This is a genomic window from Shewanella pealeana ATCC 700345, from assembly GCF_000018285.1.
In the GTDB taxonomy this organism is placed as follows: Bacteria; Pseudomonadota; Gammaproteobacteria; order Enterobacterales; family Shewanellaceae; genus Shewanella; species Shewanella pealeana.
Map to the genome: position 1 here is coordinate 1,214,554 of NC_009901.1, position 22,706 is coordinate 1,237,259.

Annotated in this window: 18 protein-coding genes and 1 pseudogene; 3 read left to right on the forward strand and 16 right to left on the reverse strand. The window is 45.9% G+C overall.

Annotated features, from left to right (window positions below; all coding sequences use genetic code 11):
• Positions 1 to 59 precede the first annotated feature (59 nt).
• The 6 genes from SPEA_RS05205 to mtnN form a co-directional block, all read right to left on the reverse strand.
• Positions 60 to 470 (reverse strand): hypothetical protein, encoded by a 411-nt coding sequence (locus SPEA_RS05205; protein WP_012154256.1) that lies wholly within the window; start codon positions 468 to 470, stop codon positions 60 to 62.
• Positions 471 to 688: 218 nt separating this feature from the next.
• Entirely contained in the window at positions 689 to 1,168 is a 480-nt protein-coding gene (locus SPEA_RS05210; protein ID WP_012154257.1) for a nuclear transport factor 2 family protein, read from the reverse strand.
• Positions 1,168 to 1,791 (reverse strand): trimeric intracellular cation channel family protein, encoded by a 624-nt coding sequence (locus tag SPEA_RS05215; protein ID WP_012154258.1) that lies wholly within the window; start codon positions 1,789 to 1,791, stop codon positions 1,168 to 1,170. Before SPEA_RS05215 ends, SPEA_RS05210 begins: the two co-directional genes overlap by 1 nt.
• Positions 1,788 to 2,165: a DUF2721 domain-containing protein gene (locus SPEA_RS05220; protein ID WP_041411299.1), complete on the reverse strand. Its 378-nt coding sequence runs from the start codon at positions 2,163 to 2,165 to the stop codon at positions 1,788 to 1,790. The genes SPEA_RS05215 and SPEA_RS05220 overlap by 4 nt, the downstream gene beginning before the upstream one ends.
• A 168-nt stretch (positions 2,166 to 2,333) precedes the next feature.
• Positions 2,334 to 3,314: a cobalamin biosynthesis protein CobD/CbiB gene (locus SPEA_RS05225; protein ID WP_012154260.1), complete on the reverse strand. Its 981-nt coding sequence runs from the start codon at positions 3,312 to 3,314 to the stop codon at positions 2,334 to 2,336.
• Between the two features lie 86 nt (positions 3,315 to 3,400).
• Positions 3,401 to 4,093, reverse strand: a complete 693-nt coding sequence (mtnN, locus tag SPEA_RS05230; protein WP_012154261.1) for a 5'-methylthioadenosine/S-adenosylhomocysteine nucleosidase — start codon at positions 4,091 to 4,093, stop codon at positions 3,401 to 3,403.
• 381 nt (positions 4,094 to 4,474) lie between these two features.
• Here mtnN and SPEA_RS05235 point away from each other — a divergent pair, with 381 nt between their 5' ends.
• Positions 4,475 to 5,806: a diguanylate cyclase domain-containing protein gene (locus SPEA_RS05235; RefSeq protein WP_012154262.1), complete on the forward strand. Its 1,332-nt coding sequence runs from the start codon at positions 4,475 to 4,477 to the stop codon at positions 5,804 to 5,806.
• Positions 5,807 to 5,880: 74 nt separating this feature from the next.
• Positions 5,881 to 6,336, forward strand: a complete 456-nt coding sequence (locus SPEA_RS05240; protein ID WP_012154263.1) for a GNAT family N-acetyltransferase — start codon at positions 5,881 to 5,883, stop codon at positions 6,334 to 6,336.
• A gap of 12 nt (positions 6,337 to 6,348) precedes the next feature.
• Here SPEA_RS05240 and SPEA_RS05245 read toward each other — a convergent pair whose 3' ends face one another.
• The 6 genes from SPEA_RS05245 to betI form a co-directional block, all read right to left on the reverse strand.
• Positions 6,349 to 6,822 carry a MarR family winged helix-turn-helix transcriptional regulator gene (locus SPEA_RS05245; protein ID WP_012154264.1) on the reverse strand — a complete coding sequence of 158 codons (474 nt, stop codon included), beginning with the start codon at positions 6,820 to 6,822 and terminating at the stop codon, positions 6,349 to 6,351.
• A gap of 192 nt (positions 6,823 to 7,014) precedes the next feature.
• Positions 7,015 to 7,719, reverse strand: a complete 705-nt coding sequence (locus SPEA_RS05250; RefSeq protein WP_012154265.1) for a TorF family putative porin — start codon at positions 7,717 to 7,719, stop codon at positions 7,015 to 7,017.
• 19 nt (positions 7,720 to 7,738) lie between these two features.
• A complete protein-coding gene (locus SPEA_RS05255; RefSeq protein ID WP_012154266.1) occupies positions 7,739 to 8,956 on the reverse strand; it encodes a choline transporter in 1,218 nt (405 codons plus the stop codon).
• 332 nt (positions 8,957 to 9,288) lie between these two features.
• Positions 9,289 to 10,986 (reverse strand): choline dehydrogenase, encoded by a 1,698-nt coding sequence (betA, locus tag SPEA_RS05260; RefSeq protein ID WP_012154267.1) that lies wholly within the window; start codon positions 10,984 to 10,986, stop codon positions 9,289 to 9,291.
• A 9-nt stretch (positions 10,987 to 10,995) separates the two neighbouring features.
• On the reverse strand, positions 10,996 to 12,459 hold the full coding sequence (gene betB / locus SPEA_RS05265) for a betaine-aldehyde dehydrogenase (RefSeq protein ID WP_012154268.1): 1,464 nt from the start codon (positions 12,457 to 12,459) through the stop codon (positions 10,996 to 10,998).
• Positions 12,450 to 13,055: a transcriptional regulator BetI gene (gene betI / locus SPEA_RS05270; protein WP_012154269.1), complete on the reverse strand. Its 606-nt coding sequence runs from the start codon at positions 13,053 to 13,055 to the stop codon at positions 12,450 to 12,452. Before betI ends, betB begins: the two co-directional genes overlap by 10 nt.
• A 495-nt stretch (positions 13,056 to 13,550) precedes the next feature.
• On the opposite strand from betI, the gene SPEA_RS05275 reads away from it, so the two are divergent.
• A complete protein-coding gene (locus SPEA_RS05275; RefSeq protein ID WP_012154270.1) occupies positions 13,551 to 14,525 on the forward strand; it encodes a nucleoside hydrolase in 975 nt (324 codons plus the stop codon).
• Positions 14,526 to 14,777: 252 nt separating this feature from the next.
• Here SPEA_RS05275 and rbsK read toward each other — a convergent pair whose 3' ends face one another.
• The 4 genes and pseudogenes from rbsK to gltB all read right to left on the reverse strand — a co-directional run bounded on the left by rbsK (position 14,778) and on the right by gltB (position 22,255).
• Positions 14,778 to 15,689 carry a ribokinase gene (gene rbsK, locus SPEA_RS05280; protein ID WP_223296603.1) on the reverse strand — a complete coding sequence of 304 codons (912 nt, stop codon included), beginning with the start codon at positions 15,687 to 15,689 and terminating at the stop codon, positions 14,778 to 14,780.
• A gap of 162 nt (positions 15,690 to 15,851) precedes the next feature.
• Positions 15,852 to 15,974, reverse strand: a pseudogene (locus SPEA_RS23360) (DeoR family transcriptional regulator); the annotation flags it as partial.
• Between the two features lie 416 nt (positions 15,975 to 16,390).
• Complete coding sequence (locus SPEA_RS05285; RefSeq protein ID WP_012154272.1) at positions 16,391 to 17,800, reverse strand: glutamate synthase small subunit GltD family protein; 1,410 nt, start codon at positions 17,798 to 17,800, stop codon at positions 16,391 to 16,393.
• Between the two features lie 6 nt (positions 17,801 to 17,806).
• Positions 17,807 to 22,255 carry a glutamate synthase large subunit gene (gltB, locus tag SPEA_RS05290; RefSeq protein ID WP_012154273.1) on the reverse strand — a complete coding sequence of 1,483 codons (4,449 nt, stop codon included), beginning with the start codon at positions 22,253 to 22,255 and terminating at the stop codon, positions 17,807 to 17,809.
• Between the last annotated feature and the right edge of the window lie 451 nt (positions 22,256 to 22,706).

Genomic DNA, 22,706 nt, shown 5'->3' on the forward strand with positions numbered 1-22,706 from the left:
GCTTAACTCTGCGAGCTTTACTCAGTGAGCTTAAGCACTAGCGACTAAGCCTAAATCGGCTAGTGGTTATTCGAACAACGGTCTGTACCAAAGTGCAGGCCGTTTTTACATTGCCAAGTTAATCTTGCCGCATCCAACTTCCAACGATTTTTCTGCTTTTCCATCGAAAGGATCAATAGCATTTTAGGATGCTGCTCACTTGCGCCACTGACGTTATAAGTCACCACCTTGCCTTGATATTTCTTGACTTTGGCCAGCTGAAAACTGCTGCCCGCATAGTGGGCGGAAATAGACTCAGGCTGCTGACTCCAACTGCGATCTTGCTGCTGGGCTAGCTCGAGTTTTTGATTAAACTTATTAATCGGTTGATCGGCAAAAGAGACCACGATCGGTTGTTCGAGGGCAAAAGCCGTGCCACAAACGAGCGTTGAAAAGATAATCAGAGAGCGAAGCGCGTTATTAAAACCCATAACAACCTACGACAGATAAGGTACTTAATACTTTGACACGAAAGTAGCGAAAAGTTTCCTGAAACAGGGGGAATTTGTGAACTAGGTAGGATAGCCATCAGCATAAGCTTCTGATGGCTCGACGAGAGTTTAGTGCTTTGTTAGGAGGTTTTTGACTGCATCATCCTAGGTTAAATAACCTCACGAGCAAGCTGCTCATAGCTTGCGTTATTTTGGTATTACTGGACGGAGAGTTGATCTGACATGGTTTGGTAGTCCATCAGGTCTTGATGTTCTTTTATCCGCTCATGGGTCATGTCTAAGCGAAGTGTTGTCACGCCAGGAATAGCGATGTCGATGATGCGTCCAGGCTTACCAAAGAGTTCACCGGGCCCTTTGTAGCGGTAGTTACCTATAAGCACGACCAAGGAGCCAGAGTTAAACATATGCTCGATATTAAAGTCGTATTCGAGTACGCCGCGATGAGCGCGTTTCAAGAACTGTAGAATATGGCGTCTGCCGGTGTATTTACGCCCTGCGGTTCTGTCGTTAAACACACTATCACGATTATAAAAACCACTCAGGCTAGAATAGTCTTGATGAGTTAGCGCCTGAATATACTTAATCGCTAGCTGCTGCTCTTTAGGCATATCGCCGATATTAGCGAACGCCGGAAAACTGAAGAGTACAAGTAAAAAACTAATTAAAGCTAATCTCATTATTGTGGTGTCTTTAAATCAAAAGCGGGTAACGACAGGTGCCAACGAATAGCGGCTAATCTAATCACGAGTGCGGTACTCATTGCAAATAATAAGGCAAACATATCGGCCGCTCCCCAATGCAGGCTAATGGTGTAACATATCCCCCCCATTATTGATGCGGTGGCGTAGATCTCTGTGCGCAGTACCATAGGGACTTGCTGGCAGAGTAAGTCACGAATAATACCACCACCAACGCCTGTGATTAACCCCATCACTACGGCAGTCATGCCACTGAGTTCTAAATTTAGTGCTTTTTCTACGCCAATCACAGTAAATAATGCCAAACCAAGAGCGTCGGCAACAGGTAAGATATAGCGTGGGACTCGTTTAGGCTTGCGAACAAAAATAAAGGTTAAAAACACTGTGACTAAAATTACCGTGATGTAATTGTGGTCTTGGATCCAAAAAACTGGCGTGGTGCCTAACAGGGCGTCGCGAATACTGCCGCCGCCAATAGCGGTAACCGAAGCCAGCACCAGTACCCCAAAAGGGTCCATCTTGTGCCTGCCAGCAGCTAATGCGCCTGACAGGGCAAATACCGCGGTACCACACAAGTCGAAGAAATAGATCCAATCGATCATCTGTCCATCTCTTCAAGATGAATATTGAGGGCATCGACCGATATACGGATCTCAATAACCGAAAGTAACAGTGAATAAAGTAGTAAGAATAGGCTGCAACCAAAGATAAAAGCGCCCACCTTGTTAAAGCCAATGTAGATAAAGATCATACACAATACACACAAGGCGAAGCTTAAAGCACCTGACTCCTGCATACGCCTAATGATGCTGATCCTTTGACGAAGATTCTTTAACTGGCTGTTATGGATTGGCTTACCATCATTACTCAAGTTACGAATAAGCGCCGCTAAGGCAAAGAAACGATTGGTATAAGCCAGCAGTAGCAAAGAGATCGCCGGAAAGAGTAAGGCAGGCGTAGTTAACGAAACATGGATATTATCGAACAATGGATTCAGCCCTATAAACGAGTCAACACAAGAGTTTTAGGGATAATACCAATGCCAACAATTTATACAAGATGATTACAATCCTGTGGGTAAATAAGCAGCGTAAAAAGGCCATTGTTAAACAAAATTCAACACATCCGCAGCTCTTTGTCTAAGCTAGCCCTGCAACACCCGCAATAGACCCCAAATACTTGGCAAGATAACGATAGCGAGTGCCCAAAGGCTAAAGGCGACAGAATTGAGCTTAATCGCTTTGAGTAGAGACTGTTGGTCGGGTAGAGCACCATAAGAGAGTTTAGGCATATCGACCCTCGTCTGATTAAATTTAACCGGCCCACCAAGCTCGATACTTAATGCACAGGCGATGACTTCACAGGTTTGATATTCGTTTAGTGGGGTTGCGTGTATTTTTGGGAAAAACAGTGTCGCAAGACTTTTTGGCCCGCCTTGGATCGCGAGACTCAGGTTCCACAGCTTTGCCGGCAGGAAGTGAAATAGGGTACTTAGCGCATAGGCAGGCATGCCAAAAACACGAAACTCCGGATTATAGACTGGCCAGCAGGATTCGAGTTGTTTAATCATTCTTGCCACGATGAGCAGCGGGACGCCGCCGATAGCGTAAAACAAGATGGCTGAAACCGTGCCATAAATGGAGGTGGTAGACAGTCTTTCTATGGTTGCCTTACACAGGCCAACATTTGAAAGCGACGTCGTGCTGCGGGTCAACCAAGGCGCCAACAAGCTACGAGCTCGGATCTTATTATCACGCTTTATGGCAATAGAGACTTCGTTGGCGATATACCTGAAGTGATCATCTTGCAGACAAAGATAAATGATGATGGTTTCGAAGAACCAAGGGAATTCGGCTAATTCAACCAAGAAGCTAATCACCGCCCAGAAGGGGATGATTAGCAGCATCATGGCTAAGGTGCCTGCAATTAACTGCTGCGAGGGCGCGCGGTCAACATGATTAGCCTTAGCACTTAAGTTTTTAGCCAGTTGAGATAACCACTCAAGTGGCTGTAGGCTGCGCGGCAGTGGTGCTATTCGGGCCAATAATATCGACACCAATAACACTAAGGCTCCAGTGTAAAGCTGACTATCTTGAGAGAAGATTTTAGTAAACTCTGGAACCATATTGCCACGCTATCCTTGTGCTGCTTTACTCGTCTTTGAATTAGAAGCTGTTTGGATTAAAGCTGCTTAATATAAATCGATTAAGCTTAAAGTTGCTCAAGCAGTGCGATAACCATCAATGCTGAGTGATGACCCGCTTTTACTATGTACTCGTCAAAATCCACTGGCGAGTCGTTGTTAGCATTATCAGACAGAGAACGGATAACGACAAACGGTACATCAAACTGATGACAAACTTGAGCAATAGCCGCGCCTTCCATCTCACACGCTGCCATAGTTGGGAAGTTCTCAAGCATGGTCTTAGTGCGAACCGGGTCGCAAATAAAGCTATCGCCAGTACAGATTAAGCCTTCGATTGCTTTGACTTCGCCAAGGCTAGCAACGGCTTTTTGCGCTGCAGCCACAAGCTTAGCGTCAGGAATAAATGCCGCAGGCTGCTGCGCCATTTGGCCGATTTCATAACCAAAGGCCGTGACGTCTACATCGTGGTGACGAACTTCAGATGAAATCACTATATCACCAATGGCTAGATCGTCGGCGAAGCCGCCAGCTGAACCCGTATTAATAATCGCATCAGGTGCATACTTTTCGATAAGTAGCGTAGTCGCAATACTGGCAGTAACTTTACCAATACCAGAACGAGTAACGATAACCTCTTTGCCCGCTAGCTGACCTGCAACAAACTCGATACCGGCGATGGTTGTAGAGCTTGGTTTTTCCATCGACTCAACTAAATGTGCAACTTCCGGCTCCATAGCGCCAATAATACCGATTTTCATTTAATGACCTTTTTAACTACCTGAATGAATATGGGCGCTAATATACCACGGCGCTCAGCGTTAGTGAAAAAGCCTTGAAGATAAGATGAGAGATAGGGCAGGATGAGGAGTGTTTAGCTTATGCGTTTTTTTATTATATTCATTAGTTTATTGATTTTTACTACTGGCTTTGTGCAGGGTTTGTTCTAGTATCTAATAATTAAGCCAGTATAGAATCCGTTAGTGTCGGTCCTAGCTAGGCTTCAAAAACAGATGACATATATTGTGGTTAGAAGATGTTGGTCACCTTTTTGCTCTTGATAATGTAGGTGCTAAGTCGCTCCATTTTATGTGTAAGTCATCCATTATAATAATATAAGTCGTACATTTTAAGGGGATCTAATGAGCATTCGCTTCAAACTTGGACTGCTTTTGTCTTTACTGTTTTTTGCCGCAATTGGTAATACAGTATTCACATTTATACTCGAAAAATATGGTGAAGAAAAACTTGAGTGGGTGATGCATACCCATGAAGTACTAATCGAGTCGGAACGACTGATTAGTGCGGTTATCGACGCTGAAACGGGTCAGCGAGGCTATCTTTTAACTCAAGATTCAGCATATCTTGAGCCATACCATATTGGGGTGTCATTGGTGGATAGCCATCTTCAAGAACTCTTTAAGCTAACTTCAGATAATTTGGCGCAGCAGCAGCGCTTAGAAAATATAAGTGCCTTATTGAGCAAAAAGCTCGCCGAGCTAGATTTAACGATTAACTTGACCCAAGAAAATACCCCCTCCAGCATATCTGAAGCGTCTAACATTGTTAAAAATAACAGTGGTAAAAAGTATATGGATGCCATTAGGGGGGAGCTCGGTGCGTTTAACCATGAGGAACTCGTGCTGCTAGAGCAAAGGAAAGGTGAGTTTAAAGAGAGCCGTGCATATATAACGACATTGGTTGGTGTTGAGCTTCTGTTTTTTGTTTTTTTGTCGATAATTACCGCAATGTTTGTCAAAAATAAATTCTATCAACCATTAGGCATGATGATCGAAGGTACGGCTAAAATGGAGCGGGGTGAAAGACAAGAGATTTCAGATATCCTGCCTAAGGATGAGATGGGATATTTATTGTCGCGTTTCTATCAAATGAGTGAAACTGTATATACAAAAGCAATGGTACTCGATCACGAAGCTAACCATGATTACCTAACCGGATTAAAGAATCGTTCAGGCTTAGAGGCTGGAGTTGATTATTCGATACAAACACTGAATCACGGCCAAAAGTTAGCAATATTTTTTATAGACTTAAATAAGTTCAAAGCGTTGAACGATACCTTAGGCCATGATATTGGAGATGAAATTTTAAAGGAATCTGCTGTACGCATTAAAGACTCGGTGAGATCGAATGATGCTGTCTATCGCTTCGGCGGGGATGAATTTGTTGTTATTTTAAACGACATTAAAGAAGTGAAGCATGCACAAGTGATAGCCGAAAAAATGCTGACAAAATTCAGACCGCCATTTATCTGCAAGGGAAACTTGATAGACATATCACTGAGTATTGGCATCTCTATTTCGCCTGAAGACTCATCAGAAAGCCGTGAATTATTAAAGCAGGCTGATATGGCGATGTACGCAGCTAAAAGTGATATGAGTGTCAATTATAAATTCTATGATAGTTCAATGTTGAACCGAGAAAATAGCAATAGCCGTATTGCTTCAGTATCATGAGTTTAATGGCATTAATGTTTTCACTAGCGTGATATTAACCCCCATATAATGATGGTACTTCCAAAGAGATAAAAATGCAGATCCGAGTTGGACAACTACACAATGAACAGGTGCTGGCACTATTGAAAGAGCACCATGAGGATATGGCGTCTCACTCACCACCTGAAAGCGTACATGCACTGGATATATCGGGGCTTGAAGCGGGTGATGTTACTTTCTGGAGCCTATGGCGCGAAGATGATCTGGCGGGCTGCGGTGCACTCAAGCGGCTGGATATAGCTCATGCTGAAATCAAGTCGATGCGCACATCCACTGATTTTTTACGTCAGGGTGTCGCCCAACAACTATTGGCGCATATTATCAGTGAGGCAAGATCACAAGGTTATCGAAGACTCAGCCTTGAGACTGGCTCTATGGCTGCCTTCATTCCAGCCCGTAAACTCTATGAGCAGTTTGGCTTTGAAGAGTGCGAGCCATTTGCCGATTACAAGCAAGATCCCTACAGCGCTTTTATGACTAAAACGCTTTAAAAGATAAAACGTTTAATCCGCCTGAATTTGCCCAACTAAGAGCACGGGCGCGGCATCGAGTTCGTTAGCATCCATCATTGCGGCGATGCGCTCAACTGACGATAACAGTTGGCTCTGTTCCCACTGCTCAAGATTTTGATAGCGGGTAATAAAGTGCTCTTGCAGTGGTTTAGGCGAATTGCTTAACAGGGCTTGGCCTGTTTCACTCAATGACAGATGTACCTTGCGTTTATCGGTTTCGCTGCGCGTTCTAATCACTAGATTACGGCTCTCTAGCCTGTCGATAATCGTCGTCACTGTAGCAGGGCTTAAGGCTACCTCTTTGGCTATCTCTTTTGCCAATGGCGCATCGAGTTGGTCGATATTTTGCATCACCATCAACTGTGGTCCAGTCAAACCTGATTGTTTGTTGAGTTGACGTGAGTGGATATCAATCGCTCGGATCACTCGGCGCAGTGAAATCAATAATTGTTCGTACTTTTCCATCTGTTTTCCTTAGTCAACAGGCCTGTGCCGTAGAGTTGCTATTTATGAGCTATTAGCTGTGAGCTAATATCGCTGCAGTGATGAGCTGCGCTTACAAAAGCGCGGTACAACGCTTGATCGTTATACCGCACAATTTATATAAGGCGCAAGCTTGCACTCGCTACTTGGCGGGCTCGAAGCTTTAGAAGTACTTTAGAAGTTAAAGGTTCTTGCAACCGAGAGTACAGCGCGTGTGTCGGCGGTATCTATGTCCATGCTGGTATCTTCAACGGCTAGGTTAAAATCAAAGCCTTTCCAGCTAGTCATGTACTCGGCGCGATAATGGTTATAGGCTTTGTCGCCGTCCCAAGACCACTTGTTCTCGTCGGTAGAAGTCGAACGGTCAAAGCTGATACGAATGTCATGGCCTTCGGCTATGGTAAAGGTGTGCGCAGCCATCATGATGTAATGACCCGCGTCCACACCGAAGTAATCCCATGTGTACCAGAAGTTGAGCTCTGTTTGACCAACAGATGATCCATAGCCAAATTTAGTGTAAACCTCTGGGTACTGATACTCATCTGAGAACGAATCGCCGTGATAAGTGTAGTAAGCGATACCCGCATCAAGCGATACGCTTTCGCTTAGTTGATAGAACATACCGCCGTAAAAATCGAGCTCTAGCCAAGTGTCATCACCTGAGCCGTAATCCACATTCGATGCCCAAGTTCCCACATACCAGCCAGCATCGGCGGCGTAATCAAGGCTTGCCTGTAGTGCGGGACCATTATCTGTTTGGCTCACACCGTTAAAGGTGTAATCAGAAGTGGCATTAATCGTTGAGCTCACGTTAGCCATTGCCGTTGTTGGCAATGCGATTAGACCCAGTAGCGCAAGATTTTTAATTGTTGTTTTCATCATTTCCCTTTCTTTCTTATTAGTTAGCTAATTCAATTTTGCTAAAGTCGATTTTGTTTTCAGTTGGTGAACGCTCGATGGCAGCCACCTTGTTGTATTTAGTCGCTAAAATGTAACCAAAGCAGCCTAAGATAAGGCCGATAGCGAGCGCGCCAACCCACTGGATCTCAAGGAAGTTAAGTTGGAACAACAGGGTGAGACCGCTCATCAAGACGAGATTGCCTATGATGTATTTGGTCTTACCGAAACGCTCAACAGTCAGGTTAAGGTTGTCGGTGTACAGACGAATTAACGAGTCGAGCGAGTTGACCACGAAGGTAACGCCTACCATCACCATGGCAAGATTGTAGAAACCTGTGGTGGCGATCTCATTGGCGCTGTAGTAGTAGAGCACAGTAAACCACACGGCGATTGGCAACGATGGGAACACCATCATGGCAATCAGTACTTGGTAGGTCTTTAAGCCGCCGACAAAGCGGGATGTGAACTGACCAATCATGATGCTCCAAGCAAACCACCAGAATAGGTAGAACTCGTGGTAATCGTTCATCGGCAGCACGAAGTGGTGAATATTGCCAAAGTAGTCGCCAATCAAGGCGAAGGTGTTAACAAATTCGCCTACACCCGACTCTTTTGACATAAACGCGCCAGCCCACATGAGTACGATGAGCCCTAAGAACAACCAAGTGCTGGCTAAGCTGAGAATACGCACGTAGCGAATACTGGTACTGGAATAAACTGCGGCGGCGATAATCACAAATACAATTAGATAGAAGCTACTCACAATCGACTCGCCATCGCCCATCTCTGGCAGGTACCAAGGCAGGTTGGTCAAAAGCAGGTAAGCGGTAAAGGCACAGGTGCCAATAATCACTAAGTTATTAATGAACTTGATCACTGGGATCTCGAAGAACTTCACTCTCGGCTCGATCACACAGAAATAGAAACAGGTTAAGAAGTAAAAAGCCCAGATTAAAAATGCCCAGAAGCCAAACTCAATCGCTAAGGGATTAGTAAAGCCATACTCAGGGCTTGTGCTTAAGTCTGCATAACCTGCGAACTCGGTGAGCGGGAACATTATTAGGCCCACATCGAGTCCCGAGGTAAACAGGATGGCGATAAAGGTAAAGGTGCGTACCGGTGTGACACCGATACATTTGACGTTACCCCAGCGATAGATCACAAAGGCAATGGCGGCGAAAGTAAATAGTATCCCTATAGTTAGCCAAGTGGTCATTATTGAACTCCTGACTTTTGCTTATTTAACATGGTTTGATCCTTGTTTTTATTATCGTTATGCCCGCTTTTAGCCAAATTTTGGCCGCAAAAATCCCTCAAGCCTTAATTGCCGTTTTCACATCAGTTAAGGTTTGATAAATTAAACGTGGCGATTAGTGCCATTTAGCCGCAGTGGCTTAGGTTGGCAGAGCCTATACGTAAACAGTTTGAAGAGGCGGCAGAAGGATTGCCGAACATCTTCATCTCGTTTGTGGAGGGGCTAGGCTTAGCTCATGTACAGCACGAATGCGCTTGCACATGAACTAAGCAGCATTAGTTAAGCCAAAGCGATTATCTTGCTGGTGGTCTTTGCCTTTGCTGCTGTTGCCAATCCTGACTCACAACCACTTCGGCTGCACTTGGCGCCAGTGGCGTATTACCTAAGATTAAGTCGGCGGCACGCTCGGCTAACATGATGGTCGGCGAGTTAAGATTACCGTTTGGAATGGTCGGGAAAATGGAAGAATCCACCACCCTAAGACCCTGTATTCCATGTACTCGGGTGTCTGAATCCACTACTGCCATCGCATCTTCTCCCATCTTGCAGGTGCAAGAGGGATGGTAGGCACTTTCAACCGCGCTTCTTACGAAGCTATCTATCTGTTCATCGGTTTCTACGCTGCTCCCCGGTTGGATCTCTTCACCGCGAAATTCATCTAGCGCAGGCTGGTTGATGATCTCTCGTGTTAAGCGAACGCAAGCGCGGAAACCTTCGATATCATCTTGATGAGACAGGTAGTTAAATAGAATGCTAGGTGCCTGCTTAGGATCATCTGACACCACTTTGACGCTGCCGCGACTCTTAGGCTTATTGTGGCCAATGTGCACCTGAAAACCATGGCCAGCAAAGGCTTCCTTACCGTCATAACGCATCGCCGCTGGCAAGAAGTGGTATTGCAGATCTGGCCACTCTAGCCCTGCTTTTGAGCGAATAAAGCCACAAGATTCGAAATGATTGGTCGCACCTAGGCCTGATTTGTTTAAGATCCAGCGAGTACCGATGAATAGTTTATTCAGCGGGTCTAGTTTGCCATTTAACGAAATAGGCTTGAGGCACTTAAACTGGAAGTAGAATTCGAGGTGATCTTGCAGGTTCTCACCTACGCCTGGCAGCTCGTGTATTTGCTCAATGCCAGCCTTGCCTAAGGTATCTGCTGCGCCAATACCAGAGAGTTGCAAGATATGCGGCGAGCCAATCGAGCCTGCCGATAACACCACCTCTTTATTGGCGTTAACCTCTAACATCTTACCTTTACGCTCAAAGCGTACGCCTACGGCTTTGTTAGCTTCACCTTGCTTAGTTGAAAATAGGATCTTGTGTACCTGAGCATGGGTGATAACGGTTAGGTTTTCACGCTTCATGGCAGGTCTTAGGTAGGCGTTGGCCGTAGACCAACGTACGCCATTTTTAACCGTCATATGCATAGGGCCAAAGCCCTCTTGCTGCGCGCCATTGTAGTCGTTAGTCGCTAAGTAACCGGCATCGACGCCAGCGGCAACAAACGCCTTATACAGTGGGTTTTTCATCTGGTTGCCGTTGTTGACACCTAGAGGGCCGTCAACTGAGCGGTACTCATCTTCGCCAAATGCCCAACTTTCGGCTTTCTTGAAGTAGGGCAAGCAGTGGGCGTAATCCCAGTTCTTTGCACCGTGCTCTTGCCACTCGTCAAAATCACGAGCGTGGCCACGTACATACACCATGCCGTTAATCGATGAAGAGCCACCTAATACTTTGCCTCTTGGACAATGCATGCGGCGGTTATCTAGATAAGGCTCTGCATCTGTTTCAAATTGCCAAGCGTATTTCTTGGTATTCATGGGGATCGAGAGTGCGGTAGGCATCTGAATAAAGATGCTCTTATCGCTGCCACCCGTTTCAAGCAGTAACACCCGATTATTCGAGTCGGCCGATAGGCGGTTAGCTAACACGCAGCCAGCGCTACCTGCACCAACGATAATATAGTCGTATTGTGGATTCGTTGCGGTCATGTCAGCTCCTTAAAATGGACTTTCAAGGGGCTGCATACCAACGTATACGGCTTTGATTTGGGTGTAAGCTTTTAGGGTCTCGCTACCGTTTTCACGGCCAATCCCTGACATCTTGTAACCACCAACTGGCATTTCAGCAGGGGAGGCACCGTAGGCGTTGATCCAGCAAATGCCGGCTTGCATCTGGTGAATAACTCGGTGAGCGCGGGTGATGTCTTGAGTGAATACACCTGCGGCTAACCCTAGACGAGTGTCGTTGGCGCGGCGAACCACTTCCTGTTCATCACTGAAGGGCAATACCGACATCACGGGGCCAAAGATCTCCTCTTTGCTTAGTGTCATTTCGTCGGTGCAGTTGCCAAAAACGGTAGGCGCCACGAAGTAACCATTAGGACTATTCTCTGGCGTAAGGGCATGACCACCGATAAGTAGCTCGGCGCCTTCTTTTTTACCTATCTCGATATAGCTCAGAACCTTGTCTTGGTGAGCCTTAGAGATCAGCGCGCCAAAATTGGTTGCAGGATCCATAGGATCGCCGCAGACGATATTGTTTTGAGTGCGGTTAACTAGCTTCTCGATAAACTGTGGGTAGATATCTTGTTGCACAAAAACACGGGTCGCGTTAGTGCAGATCTCGCCTTGGGTATAGAAATTACCTAGCATGGCGGCAGATACGGCATTGTCGATATCGGCATCATTGAAGATGATAAGCGGTGACTTACCGCCTAGTTCCATGGTGACCTCTTTGAGCGAGCTTGCTGCTGCCGCCATTACTTTCTTGCCGGTACCGACTTCACCAGTGAATGAGACTTTGGCAATCTTGTCATTATTGGTTAGCCAAGCGCCGACACGGCCGTCTCCTTGAACCACGTTAAATACACCGTCAGGCACACCAGCCTGGGTAAAGATCTCAGCCAGTTTTAATGCACCTAGGGGCGTCTCTTCTGATGGCTTAAAGATCATCACGTTACCGCAAGCGAGAGCCGGAGCCGATTTCCAGCAAGCGATTTGCAGAGGGTAGTTCCATGCGCCTATTCCGGCACAAATGCCCAAAGGCTCGCGGCGAGTGTAATAAAAATCATCGCCTACGGTTTGTTGGTTGCCTTCTATGCTTGGTGCTAGGCCTGCGAAGAACTCGATTGAATCTGCGCCAGTGACGACATCAACTACCGAGGCTTCTTGCCAAGGCTTGCCTGTGTCTTGCACTTCAACGGCAGCGAGTTCATCGTTGCGTTCGCGCAGCAGAGCCACGGCTTTAAGTAGAATTCGGCTTCGCTCCATGGCGGTCATCTTCGACCAGGTATCAAAACCGGCTTTGGCACTTTCGATAGCGGCTTGTTGAATAGTTTGGTCGGCAACTTCGACTAAGTAGCTCACTTCTCCATTGGCTGGATTGATGACTTCAAAGGTTTCGCCTGTGGTATTTTTGAGGGCTTTGCCGTGGATATAGTTGGCATAAACGACTAGTGACATCGGTTTTCTCCGTACTGCATGATCACCGCCTCGATAAAGGCTTTAGATAGAATTTGGGCCTGCTCGAACTCTTTCTCAGGGGTCGGGCTTAAGGCGCTGCGGAGCCAGAAGCCGTCGATCATTGCTGCGGTTTGCTTGGCAGCGGTAACGGCTTGGGTTTTAGGAAGAAGTTTTTTGAAAGAGAACAAAAGATTGCTATATAAACGCTGGCTATTGATGTGCTGTAGTCTGGCAAGCCCTTGCTCATGCATGGCTTGTGACCAGAAGCATAACCAAGTCTTAGTGGCAGGCCTTGAGCGTTGCAACTCAGTAAAATTGGCCTCCACTATCGCATGTAGCCTTTCTAGCGGCAGCATTGTCTTGCCTGAGGTGCGGCTAAGTAATGCTTGTTTAAGTTGTTCTAATAGATATTTTTGGGTTGCTTCAATCAGGCCTTGCTTGCCACCGAAGTAGTGACTGATGAGCCCTGATGATAAACCGGCCAAACCGCTAATGGTATTGATGGTGGTGTTGTGTAAACCGTGGCGCTCAACTGAGACTAGAGTGGCTTCGATGAGTTGTTGCTGTCGAACGGTTTTCATTGGCGGGCGCGGCATAAAAAGCAAATTCCTGAGTACAGTGATTGAATGTTATTTCTGTTGTTATTTTTATTGTTATTTTGTGATTTTTATTGTTGATTGAACGTTCAATTAATAACAACTCTAATGGTTAGGGTTATAACGATCAAGCTTTATTGAAAAGCGTGACTCACCTCACGCATTTATTTTGGCGAATTATGGCAGAAGATAAATGTTTGCAAGGTATTGTTTGTTATAAAGTAAATGAGCTGCTGCAATTTTGCTCACAGAGGTCTGATGAGTCGTAAATAAAATTTGGATAAAAATTAGTTTTAGCTGTAATTATTGGAGGCTAGCCTTCAAGAAGCCAGATCTGGATATGCTGATTAAAGGGGTTTTAGGTGTAACAAAAATAGCAATTGAGTTTTCGTTTAAACGAACTATTTTGTTCTATTTTGGGTGCAAGTTTGAAGGCTTATCACAATCACTGGCGAGTTCATCTTGTATATTGAGTTAAAAAAGGATGATAAACCAATGATAAAAAAGATTATATTAGATACAGATCCAGGAATCGATGACGTTATGGCTATCATGTTTGCTGAGGCTCATCCAGAAGTAGAACTGAGGGCAATTACGACGATTTTTGGTAATGTTACAATAGATACCGCCACTCACAATGCTCTTTACCTGAAAGAGAAATATCAATTAAAAGCAGATGTCGTTAAAGGTGCCGATAAGCCATTAGTAAGGCCACCTGTTGGGCCTTCAGTTGTGGTTCATGGTGAGAGCGGTTTTGGTGATGTCGAAGTGCCAAACGAAGTTGAGGCTGTGGCTGATCCACGTAGTGCGCATCAATATATTATTGATGCGGTAAAAGCTGAACCAAATGAGATAACCTTAGTTGCTATTGGTCCTTTAACAAACCTAGCATTGGCGCTACAAGCCGAACCTGAAATAGTCAACCTTGTCAAAGAAGTGGTGATTATGGGCGGCGCGTTTGGAGTCAACGATCATCGCGGAAATGTAACACCTTATGCAGAGGCTAATATCCATGATGACCCCCATGCAGCAGACATAGTGTTTAGTGCATCATGGCCTGTGGTCATTATAGGTTTAGATGTTACCGAGCAGAGTTTTTTTACAGGTGACTATTTAGAGCAACTTAGAGATGACGCTGGAGAACTCGGACAGTTTATTTGGGATGTTAGTCGATTTTACCTCAAGTTTTACAGAGACAAAGTGGGCTTAGATGCCTGCCATGTTCATGACCCTTCAGCCATCGCTTATGTGATAAAACCTGATTTATTTACCTTAAGGGAAGGACCTGTGCGTGTTGTCACTGAAGGACCTGCTGAGGGAATGACTGTTCAGAAGTTTGATGGTAGAAAGTATTTACACGATGACTGGGAAAACCACACTCCTCAGCGAGTGGGAGTAGCGGTTAAAGACGCTGAATTATTGAAGCTCTATAGACAATGTATTGTTGATTACGCTCATAAGGTTGGGTGAGTTTCTTAAACTAACATGGGTAGGTTGCCTCATTATAATGAGGCTTTTACTAAGCCGGTAGGAACTCCCTACTGGCCTATTACGTTTTGTGTTTTATTTTGTGTCAAAGAGCTTAAACCTGAAATAGCTATATTAAGCCGTTGCAAACAATACGGGTATTGCACATGGAGCTAGTAATGAGCTTAAGTATCGCCATACTTTTGCTGAGTTGCGTGCTTTAATAGCAATTGAAATTACTACTGCGCATCAGATTTATAGTCGTGCCGCAATTAGATTTGCGTCCGGCATATTTGCTGCGCCTTCACGCTCTACGGCGAGAGAGGCATATGCATTGGCATACCTTGCGGCATCTAGCAATGTTTCACCTTTAGCTATTTGAGCCACTAGAGCGCCATTAAATGCATCTCCTGCACCAGTTGTGTCGGTGACAGCACATTTAATCGCTTCAACCTCTTTGAAGTTTCCATTTTCATAAAGTAGGGCACCTTTAGCGCCGCGAGTGATAACCACAGTATTGACCCCCATTAGCTTGATTTTTTCAGCTGCTCGTTTAGCACTGTCGAGGTCTGTTACTTCGATTCCGGTCATTAACGAGGCTTCGGTTTCATTAGGGGTGATGAGATCTACAAACTCTAATAAGTCAGGTGTATTCTCATGGTAAGGTGCTGGATTGAGTACCACTTTCACTTTATGTTTATGGGCAGTCATCATTGCTTGTTTGATCGCCTCGATATTATTTTCAAGTTGAGTCAAAAACAAGCTAGAACTAATGATATGTTGCTCTGCTTGTTGAATCTCTTCTTGAGTGATCTCAATATTAGCGCCGGAATAAACGGCAATCATATTTTCACCTGATTGCTCACAAACATAGATGAGCGCATTTCCGGTTGGGCTTGTATCAGACTCGACTATAATAGTGCTGTCTATTTCAGTACTTGCTAGGTGGGCTTTAGCAAAATGGCTAAATTGATCTTTGCCTATCTTAGTCATAAAAGTCACTCTTGCGCCAACTTTTGCTGCAGCATAGGCTTGATTTGCGCCTTTACCTCCTGCGCCTATTTTGTAGTTCTGAGAGTGAAGAGTCTCACCTACTTGCGGAAAACGCTCTAGTTTTGCGACTATGTCCACGTTAAAGGAGCCAAGTACAAAAATTTTGTTCTTCAAGATATTACCGCCTTGATTTACGAGATCAAGCTCTGCTCTACAGGAGGTTAACCGAGAAAGTAAGCTATCTAAGCTGTAGGCATTGACATCCAAGTCTTCAGAGCGTTTTACGCCTCCGTGTATCCTTATCACTTGCTTTTCTTGTTCCAGATATACTAAGTCGCAACGGATAGTCTTTGGAGTTACTTGAAGTAACTTAGCTAATTGTGTATTGGATAAGGTTTTATGTTTACTGAGCAGCCTTAAGATAACTGTCAGCCTTTCATTTCGGCTTAATAAGTTCATATGGGGCAATATACGCGTTCAGCATGTCTTAGGCTGTGATTGATGAGAAAGCTTTGCATGCTAAACGAACTGCTAGGTTTGTTTTTTGACTATTGTCTATTTTTTTAACCTTATACTAATCTGTATCGAAAAGTGAACTACTCAGAGTATTTTTTGCAAACTAATTCAATGTGAAATGAAGGTGGTTATCATCAGTTAGTTTTTAGCTAAGAATAACTCAGTAGTAAGCTATGTCTAATGGGCTTTGCAATAAGTGCAGTGCTAGCTTCTAAATCAAGGGGAATTTAGCAGAGCAAATAGGAATATATTCACCGAGTCTTGCTAACGCATAGGTGTTTGGAAATAACAGACAAAAAAAGGCGCCCCATTGGGGCGCGCAAACACAAGCAACTTTGTCGTAGACTTATTAGATTAAATTAGTCCTCTAAGTAATTTAAAATGCCCATGGCGGCATCACGTCCTTCGGCAATGGCTGTGACGACTAGGTCCGAGCCGCGCACCATATCGCCGCCAGCAAACACCTTAGGGTTACTGGTTTGAAATGGATTATCGGCAAGCTTTGGCGCTTTGACTAAGCCCCACTCATTGAGCTCAATATTGTGATCCGTTAACCAAGTTGCAGGACTTGGCTGAAAGCCGAAGGCGATGATAAGCGCATCGGTATCTAAAACCTGCTCACTACCCGCTATTGGCTCAGGGCGGCGACGACCACTTTCATCGGCCTCTCCCAATTGAGTTTCGATACATTCGATACCAACCACTTTGCCATCGACAGTTTTGATTGCCGTCGGCTGGCGGTTAAATAAGAACTCGACTCCCTCTTCACGGGCATTCTGCACTTCACGGCGTGAACCCGGCATGTTCTGTTCATCTCGGCGATAGGCACAAATGACTTGAGTGGCACCTTGACGTACCGCGGTGCGAACACAGTCCATAGCGGTATCCCCTCCACCTAACACCACTACACGCTTGCCTTTAAGACTGAGGTAAGGATTTTCAAGGCACTCGGTGCCCATAACGTTATGGGTGTTACCGATAAGGTAGGGTAGTGCCTGATGTACGCCATCAGCATCTTCTCCCATAAGGTTCGCCTTCATGGCGGTGTAGGTACCCATCCCGAGGAATACCGCATCGTACTCTTCAATCAATTGCTTAAAGTCGATATCCTTGCCGACGGTGACGCCGAGCTTAAACTCGATGCCCATGCCTTCAAGCACGTTACGGCGAATTTGCATCACCTCTTTATCGAGTTTAAATGACGGAATACCGTAGGTGAGCAGGCCACCTATCTGTGGGTTCTTGTCATAGACCACGGCTTTGATGCCGTTGCGGGCCAAGATATCGGCGCAGCCAAGTCCCGCAGGGCCCGCGCCAATGATGGCCACCCGTTCTTTACGCTGTGTCACCTTAGACATATCAGGGCGCCAGCCCTGTGAGATCGCCGTATCGGTAATGTATTTTTCCACATTACCTATGGTAACGGCTCCGAACTCTTCATTTAGGGTACAAGCGCCTTCGCACAGTCTATCTTGCGGGCATACCCTGCCGCAGATCTCTGGCAAAGTATTGGTTTCGTGGACCAACTCTGCCGCTTCCATGATGCGCCCTTGCTTAGCTAATAGCAGCCAATTGGGAATGTAATTATGCAGCGGGCATTTCCATTCACAATAAGGATTACCACAGTCTAGGCAGCGATCGGCTTGCTCTTTTACCTGAGGTTGGGCAAAAGGCTGATAAATCTCAATAAATTGTGTGGCACGCTGTCTGGCGGCGTGTTTAGTTGGGTCTTTACGACCCACTTCAAGAAACTGAAAATCATTGCTCATTTTGTGTTACCCCGCTATTACTGCTAGTGCAGGTTCAGATTGTTCTAACTTCAATAGATCGCTTAGTTCAACATTTTTAGGTTTGACCAAAATGAAGCAATCTAGCCAGTTCTCAAAATCACTTAAGATCATCTTGGCATGTTCACTGTTAGTCTCTTTAACATGCTGTTCAATCAAGCCGCGCAGATGTTGCTGCTGAATTGGCGACTGGACTTTATGGGTGTCGACCATCTCTGTGTTAACGCGGCGGTTGAAGCGCCCATACTGGTCAAAGACGTAGGCGAAACCGCCCGTCATACCTGCACCAAAATTAACTCCTGTCTTACCCAGCACGACTACGATACCGCCAGTCATGTATTCGCAGCCGTTATCACCTAAGCCTTCGACAACGGCAATAGCCCCTGAGTTACGTACGGCAAAACGCTCACCAGCCTTACCCGATGCGAATAACTTGCCACCAGAGGCACCATATAAACAGGTGTTACCCAAAATAGCAGAACGTTCGCTTCTAAATGGACTACCTAGAGGCGGGTAGACACAGATCTTACCGCCTGACATACCTTTACCTACATAGTCGTTGGCATCACCGCAGAGCATTAGCTCAAGGCCGGGAGCATTCCACACACCAAAACTTTGGCCTGCGCTGCCGTTAAACTTCAAGGTGATAGGGGCTTTAGCGCCATCGCGGCCAGCGTGGGTGGCAATATACCCAGAAAGACTTGCGCCTACAGAGCGGTCAGTATTGTTAATACTGAACATTTCACAAATCGATATACCCGCTTGTACCGCCTCTTTGCAATCGGCCACGAGACGCTGGTTTAGTTGCCCCTTGTCTGCTGGCTGATTGATTTCACGCCAGGTTACTGCAGAGCTTTCTGGTACCTGTGGGCGATATAGGATTGGCGCTAAATCTAGGCTTTGCTGCTTGGCAGTTTCACCTTCTATAGTCGTCAACCAGTCGCTTCGACCGACAAGCTGTTCAAATTCAGTGACACCAAGAGCGGCCATATACTCACGGATCTCTTGTGCGACAAACTCAAAATATGTCATTACTCGCTCAGGAAGACCATGATAATGCTCATTACGAAGCTTTGGGTTTTGGGTTGCGACACCTGTGGCACAATTGTTTAAGTGACAGATACGAAGGTACTTACAACCAAGGGCAATCATAGGCACTGTTCCGAAACCAAAACTTTCGGCGCCAAGAAGCGCGGCTTTGATAACGTCTTTACCAGTTTTTAAGCCACCATCCACCTGCAGGCGGATCTTATGCCGTAAACCATTTGTAACCAGTGATTGATGAACTTCTGCAAGTCCAAGCTCCCAAGGACTACCCGCATATTTAACCGAGGTGATAGGGCTAGCACCCGTTCCACCATCGTATCCGGATATGGTGATCATATCGGCATAAGCTTTGGCTACGCCCGTTGCAATGGTACCGACACCGGGTTCTGATACCAGCTTGACCGACACTAGCGCTTTAGGATTAATCTGTTTCAAATCGAAAATTAGCTGGGCCAAATCTTCGATAGAGTAAATATCGTGATGCGGCGGTGGCGAAATCAGAGTGACACCCGGACGTGCATTACGCAGCGCGGCAATTTCTACACTGACCTTGTCACCAGGAAGTTGGCCACCTTCACCAGGTTTAGCGCCTTGAGCGACCTTGATCTGCAGCACTTCGGCATTAACAAGGTAGTGGGCGGTAACGCCGAAACGTCCCGATGCGATCTGCTTGATGGCAGAGTTCCCTTCGGTGCCAAAGCGGCGTGGATCTTCACCGCCTTCGCCTGAATTTGAGCGACCGCCTAAGCGGTTCATGGCGACGGCCAAGGCTTCATGAGCCTCGGGGCTTAGTGCACCGATACTCATAGCGGCACTGTCAAAACGTGGGTAGAGGGTTTTAGGCGCTTCAACCTGCTCAAGTGCTACAGGAGCAAGTTCACCTTTGACCTCAATTAAGTCACGTAAGGTGGCAATCGGACGATCATCCACAAGCTCGGCAAAACGCTTGTAAGTCTGGTAATTCTGCTCTTTTAGGCTCGATTGTAAGGTATTGACCACATCTGGGTTAAAGCAGTGGTATTCGCCGCCTTCAACATACTTGAGTAGGCCACCCTGTGATAGTGGCTGATGGGCTCTAAATGCATGCTTATGTAAGAGCTGTTGATCTTGTTCAATTAGCTCGAAGCTTGCGCCCTTAATACGGCTGATTACGCCGTTAAAGCAAAGCTCTACCACTTCATCAGCAAGTCCTACGGCTTCAAATTGTTGGCTACAGCGATAAGATGCCACGGTACTAATGCCCATCTTAGACATGATCTTACGTAGGCCTTTGTCTATGCCGTAACGGAAGTTGAGCATCAAGTCACGAGTATTGTTAACACCGTTACGCTCGGCGAGATCTGAGATGCACTCATAAACAAGGTATGGGTAAATAGCCGTTGCACCGAAGCCGAGTAGTACGGCGAAGTGGTGCGGATCCCTTGCCGATGCGGTTTCCACTATGATGTTGGTATCGCAGCGCAGGCTATTATCGACCAATACTTGCTGCACGGCACCGACAGCCATAGCAGCCGGGATTACTTGCTTTGACTTAGCGGTAGCGCGATCTGATAACACCAACAGTGTGGTGCCGGAGCGAGCTAAGCGCTCGGCTTCGTCACAGATGCGTTTCACGGCAGCTTCTAGTCCTTCGCTGAGGTCATAATTCAGGTCAATCCTATTAGCGCGATAATAGGTGCTATCGAGTGCCATCAGCTGGTTGAAATCACTAAATAGCAACACAGGCGAGTTAAACATCACGCGATAAGCATGGCCTGTGGTTTCGTTAAATAGATTCTGCTCACGACCAGCGCAGGTAGTAAGCGACATCACATGCTTTTCACGCAGCGGATCGATAGGTGGATTGGTCACCTGAGCAAACTTTTGACGGAAATAATCATAGATTGTGCGAGACTTTTTCGATAGCACAGCCATAGGGGTGTCATCACCCATAGAGCCTGTCGCTTCTTCGCCCTTTTGGGCGAGCACCCAGATAATCTGTTCAAGCTCTTCGCGTGAGTAGCCAAACTGCTTTTGGTACTGCAACAGCAGGGCATCGTCAAACTCGCGCTTGCCTTGCTCATTTGGACCAAACTCCTCGGCAGGCTTTAGCACTTTACTATTTTTGGCCATCCACTCTTTATAAGGGTGGCGACGCTTAAGGTCGTTATCGATCTCAAACGAGGAATAAAGCTGCCCATTTAAGGTATCGAGAACCAGTAGTTCTCCTGGGCCTACACGGCCTTTTTCAATCACCTCATCTGGACCGTAGTCCCAAATTCCAACTTCTGAGCCTAAGGTTAAAATCCGGTCTTTGGTGATCACATAGCGTGACGGGCGTAGACCATTACGGTCGACGGCACAGGCCGCATGACGGCCATTGGTCATTACGATCCCCGCCGGGCCATCCCAAGGCTCCATGTGCATTGAGTTAAAGTCATAGAAGGCTTTTAGCTCTTCATCCATCTCTGGATTACTCTGCCATGCTGGTGGAATAAGCAGACGCATGGCTCGGTACAAGTCCATTCCGCCAGCAAGCAGCATATCAAGCATATTATCGAGTGATGAAGAATCAGAGCCTGTCTCATTTACGAATGGGGCAGCTTGCTGTAAGTCGGCAAGCAGTGGCGCGGTAAATTTGTAAGCACGGGCTCTTGCCCATTGACGATTACAGGTAATGGTGTTGATCTCACCATTATGGGCCAGATATCTTAGTGGCTGAGCCAGCGGCCACTTAGGTGAGGTATTGGTAGAGAAGCGCTGGTGGAATAAACAAATTGCACTCTGTAAGCGTATGTCTGCCAGGTCGCTATAAAAATCGGGCAGATCCGCAGGCATCATCAGGCCTTTATAGACGATGACTTGGCCTGAAAGGCTGGCAACATAGAAGTCTTTATCGTGGGTGAGTTGCTGTTCTACCCTGCGTCTTGCCATATATAGGCGACGTTCTAAGTCTTTTTCTCGCCAGCCGATAGGGGCATTAATCAAGACCTGTACTATTTGGGGCTGACTCGCTTTACCTATAGGCCCCAGAACCTCAGTGTTGACCGGCACATGTCGCCAACCCGCAACACTTAAAGTCTCTTTCTGCAGCTCTTGTTCTATTAGTTGCTTGGCTTGCGAAGCTAAAATCGCATCTTGGCTGAGAAATAGCATTCCCACTGCAAAACGGCGGCTAAGGTGCCATTCATTTTCTTCGGCAATCGCTTTGAAGAAATTAAGCGGTAACTGCATCAATAGACCGCAGCCGTCGCCAGTGCGACCATCTGCTGCGATACCACCACGATGCTTCATTCGGTCTAGGCCGTGGATAGCGGTACGTACAATTCGGTGACTCGGTTCACCGTCCATTTGGGCGATTAAGCCAAATCCACAATTATCCCGCTCAAAACTTGGATGATATAAGCTCATTACTACACTCCCTAACCTCGACTGATACAACTCGGGAAATAAAGCAAAAATATCTATAGATATGCACCCGAATCAATCAAATTAACTCCATGAGTGCTAAAGGTCAAACCAATTTATTGCATAAGAAACAACTAGAGAGTGACGTTTAATACGCTTGTATTAGTTAGCTTACCTTAACGTAAACTGTAAATTGACCTGTATAACCTTATGAATAAAAAGAATTTTAAATATAACTGTTTCGAATGGATATGAGTTTGTAACAAAATTGTTGATTGCACTTGATTTCAGTAAAGTGATTTTTTTTGCAGATACAGTGAAATGATAATCACTTTTGCTTGTGACTATTTATGCATTGATGCCCTTTTAAAGTCGTTAACTAAAACCAGGCTGTATAACTGCTCGGTATTACGGTTATTTGAGCTAGCGCTAATTAATGATTTTTAGAACTGGT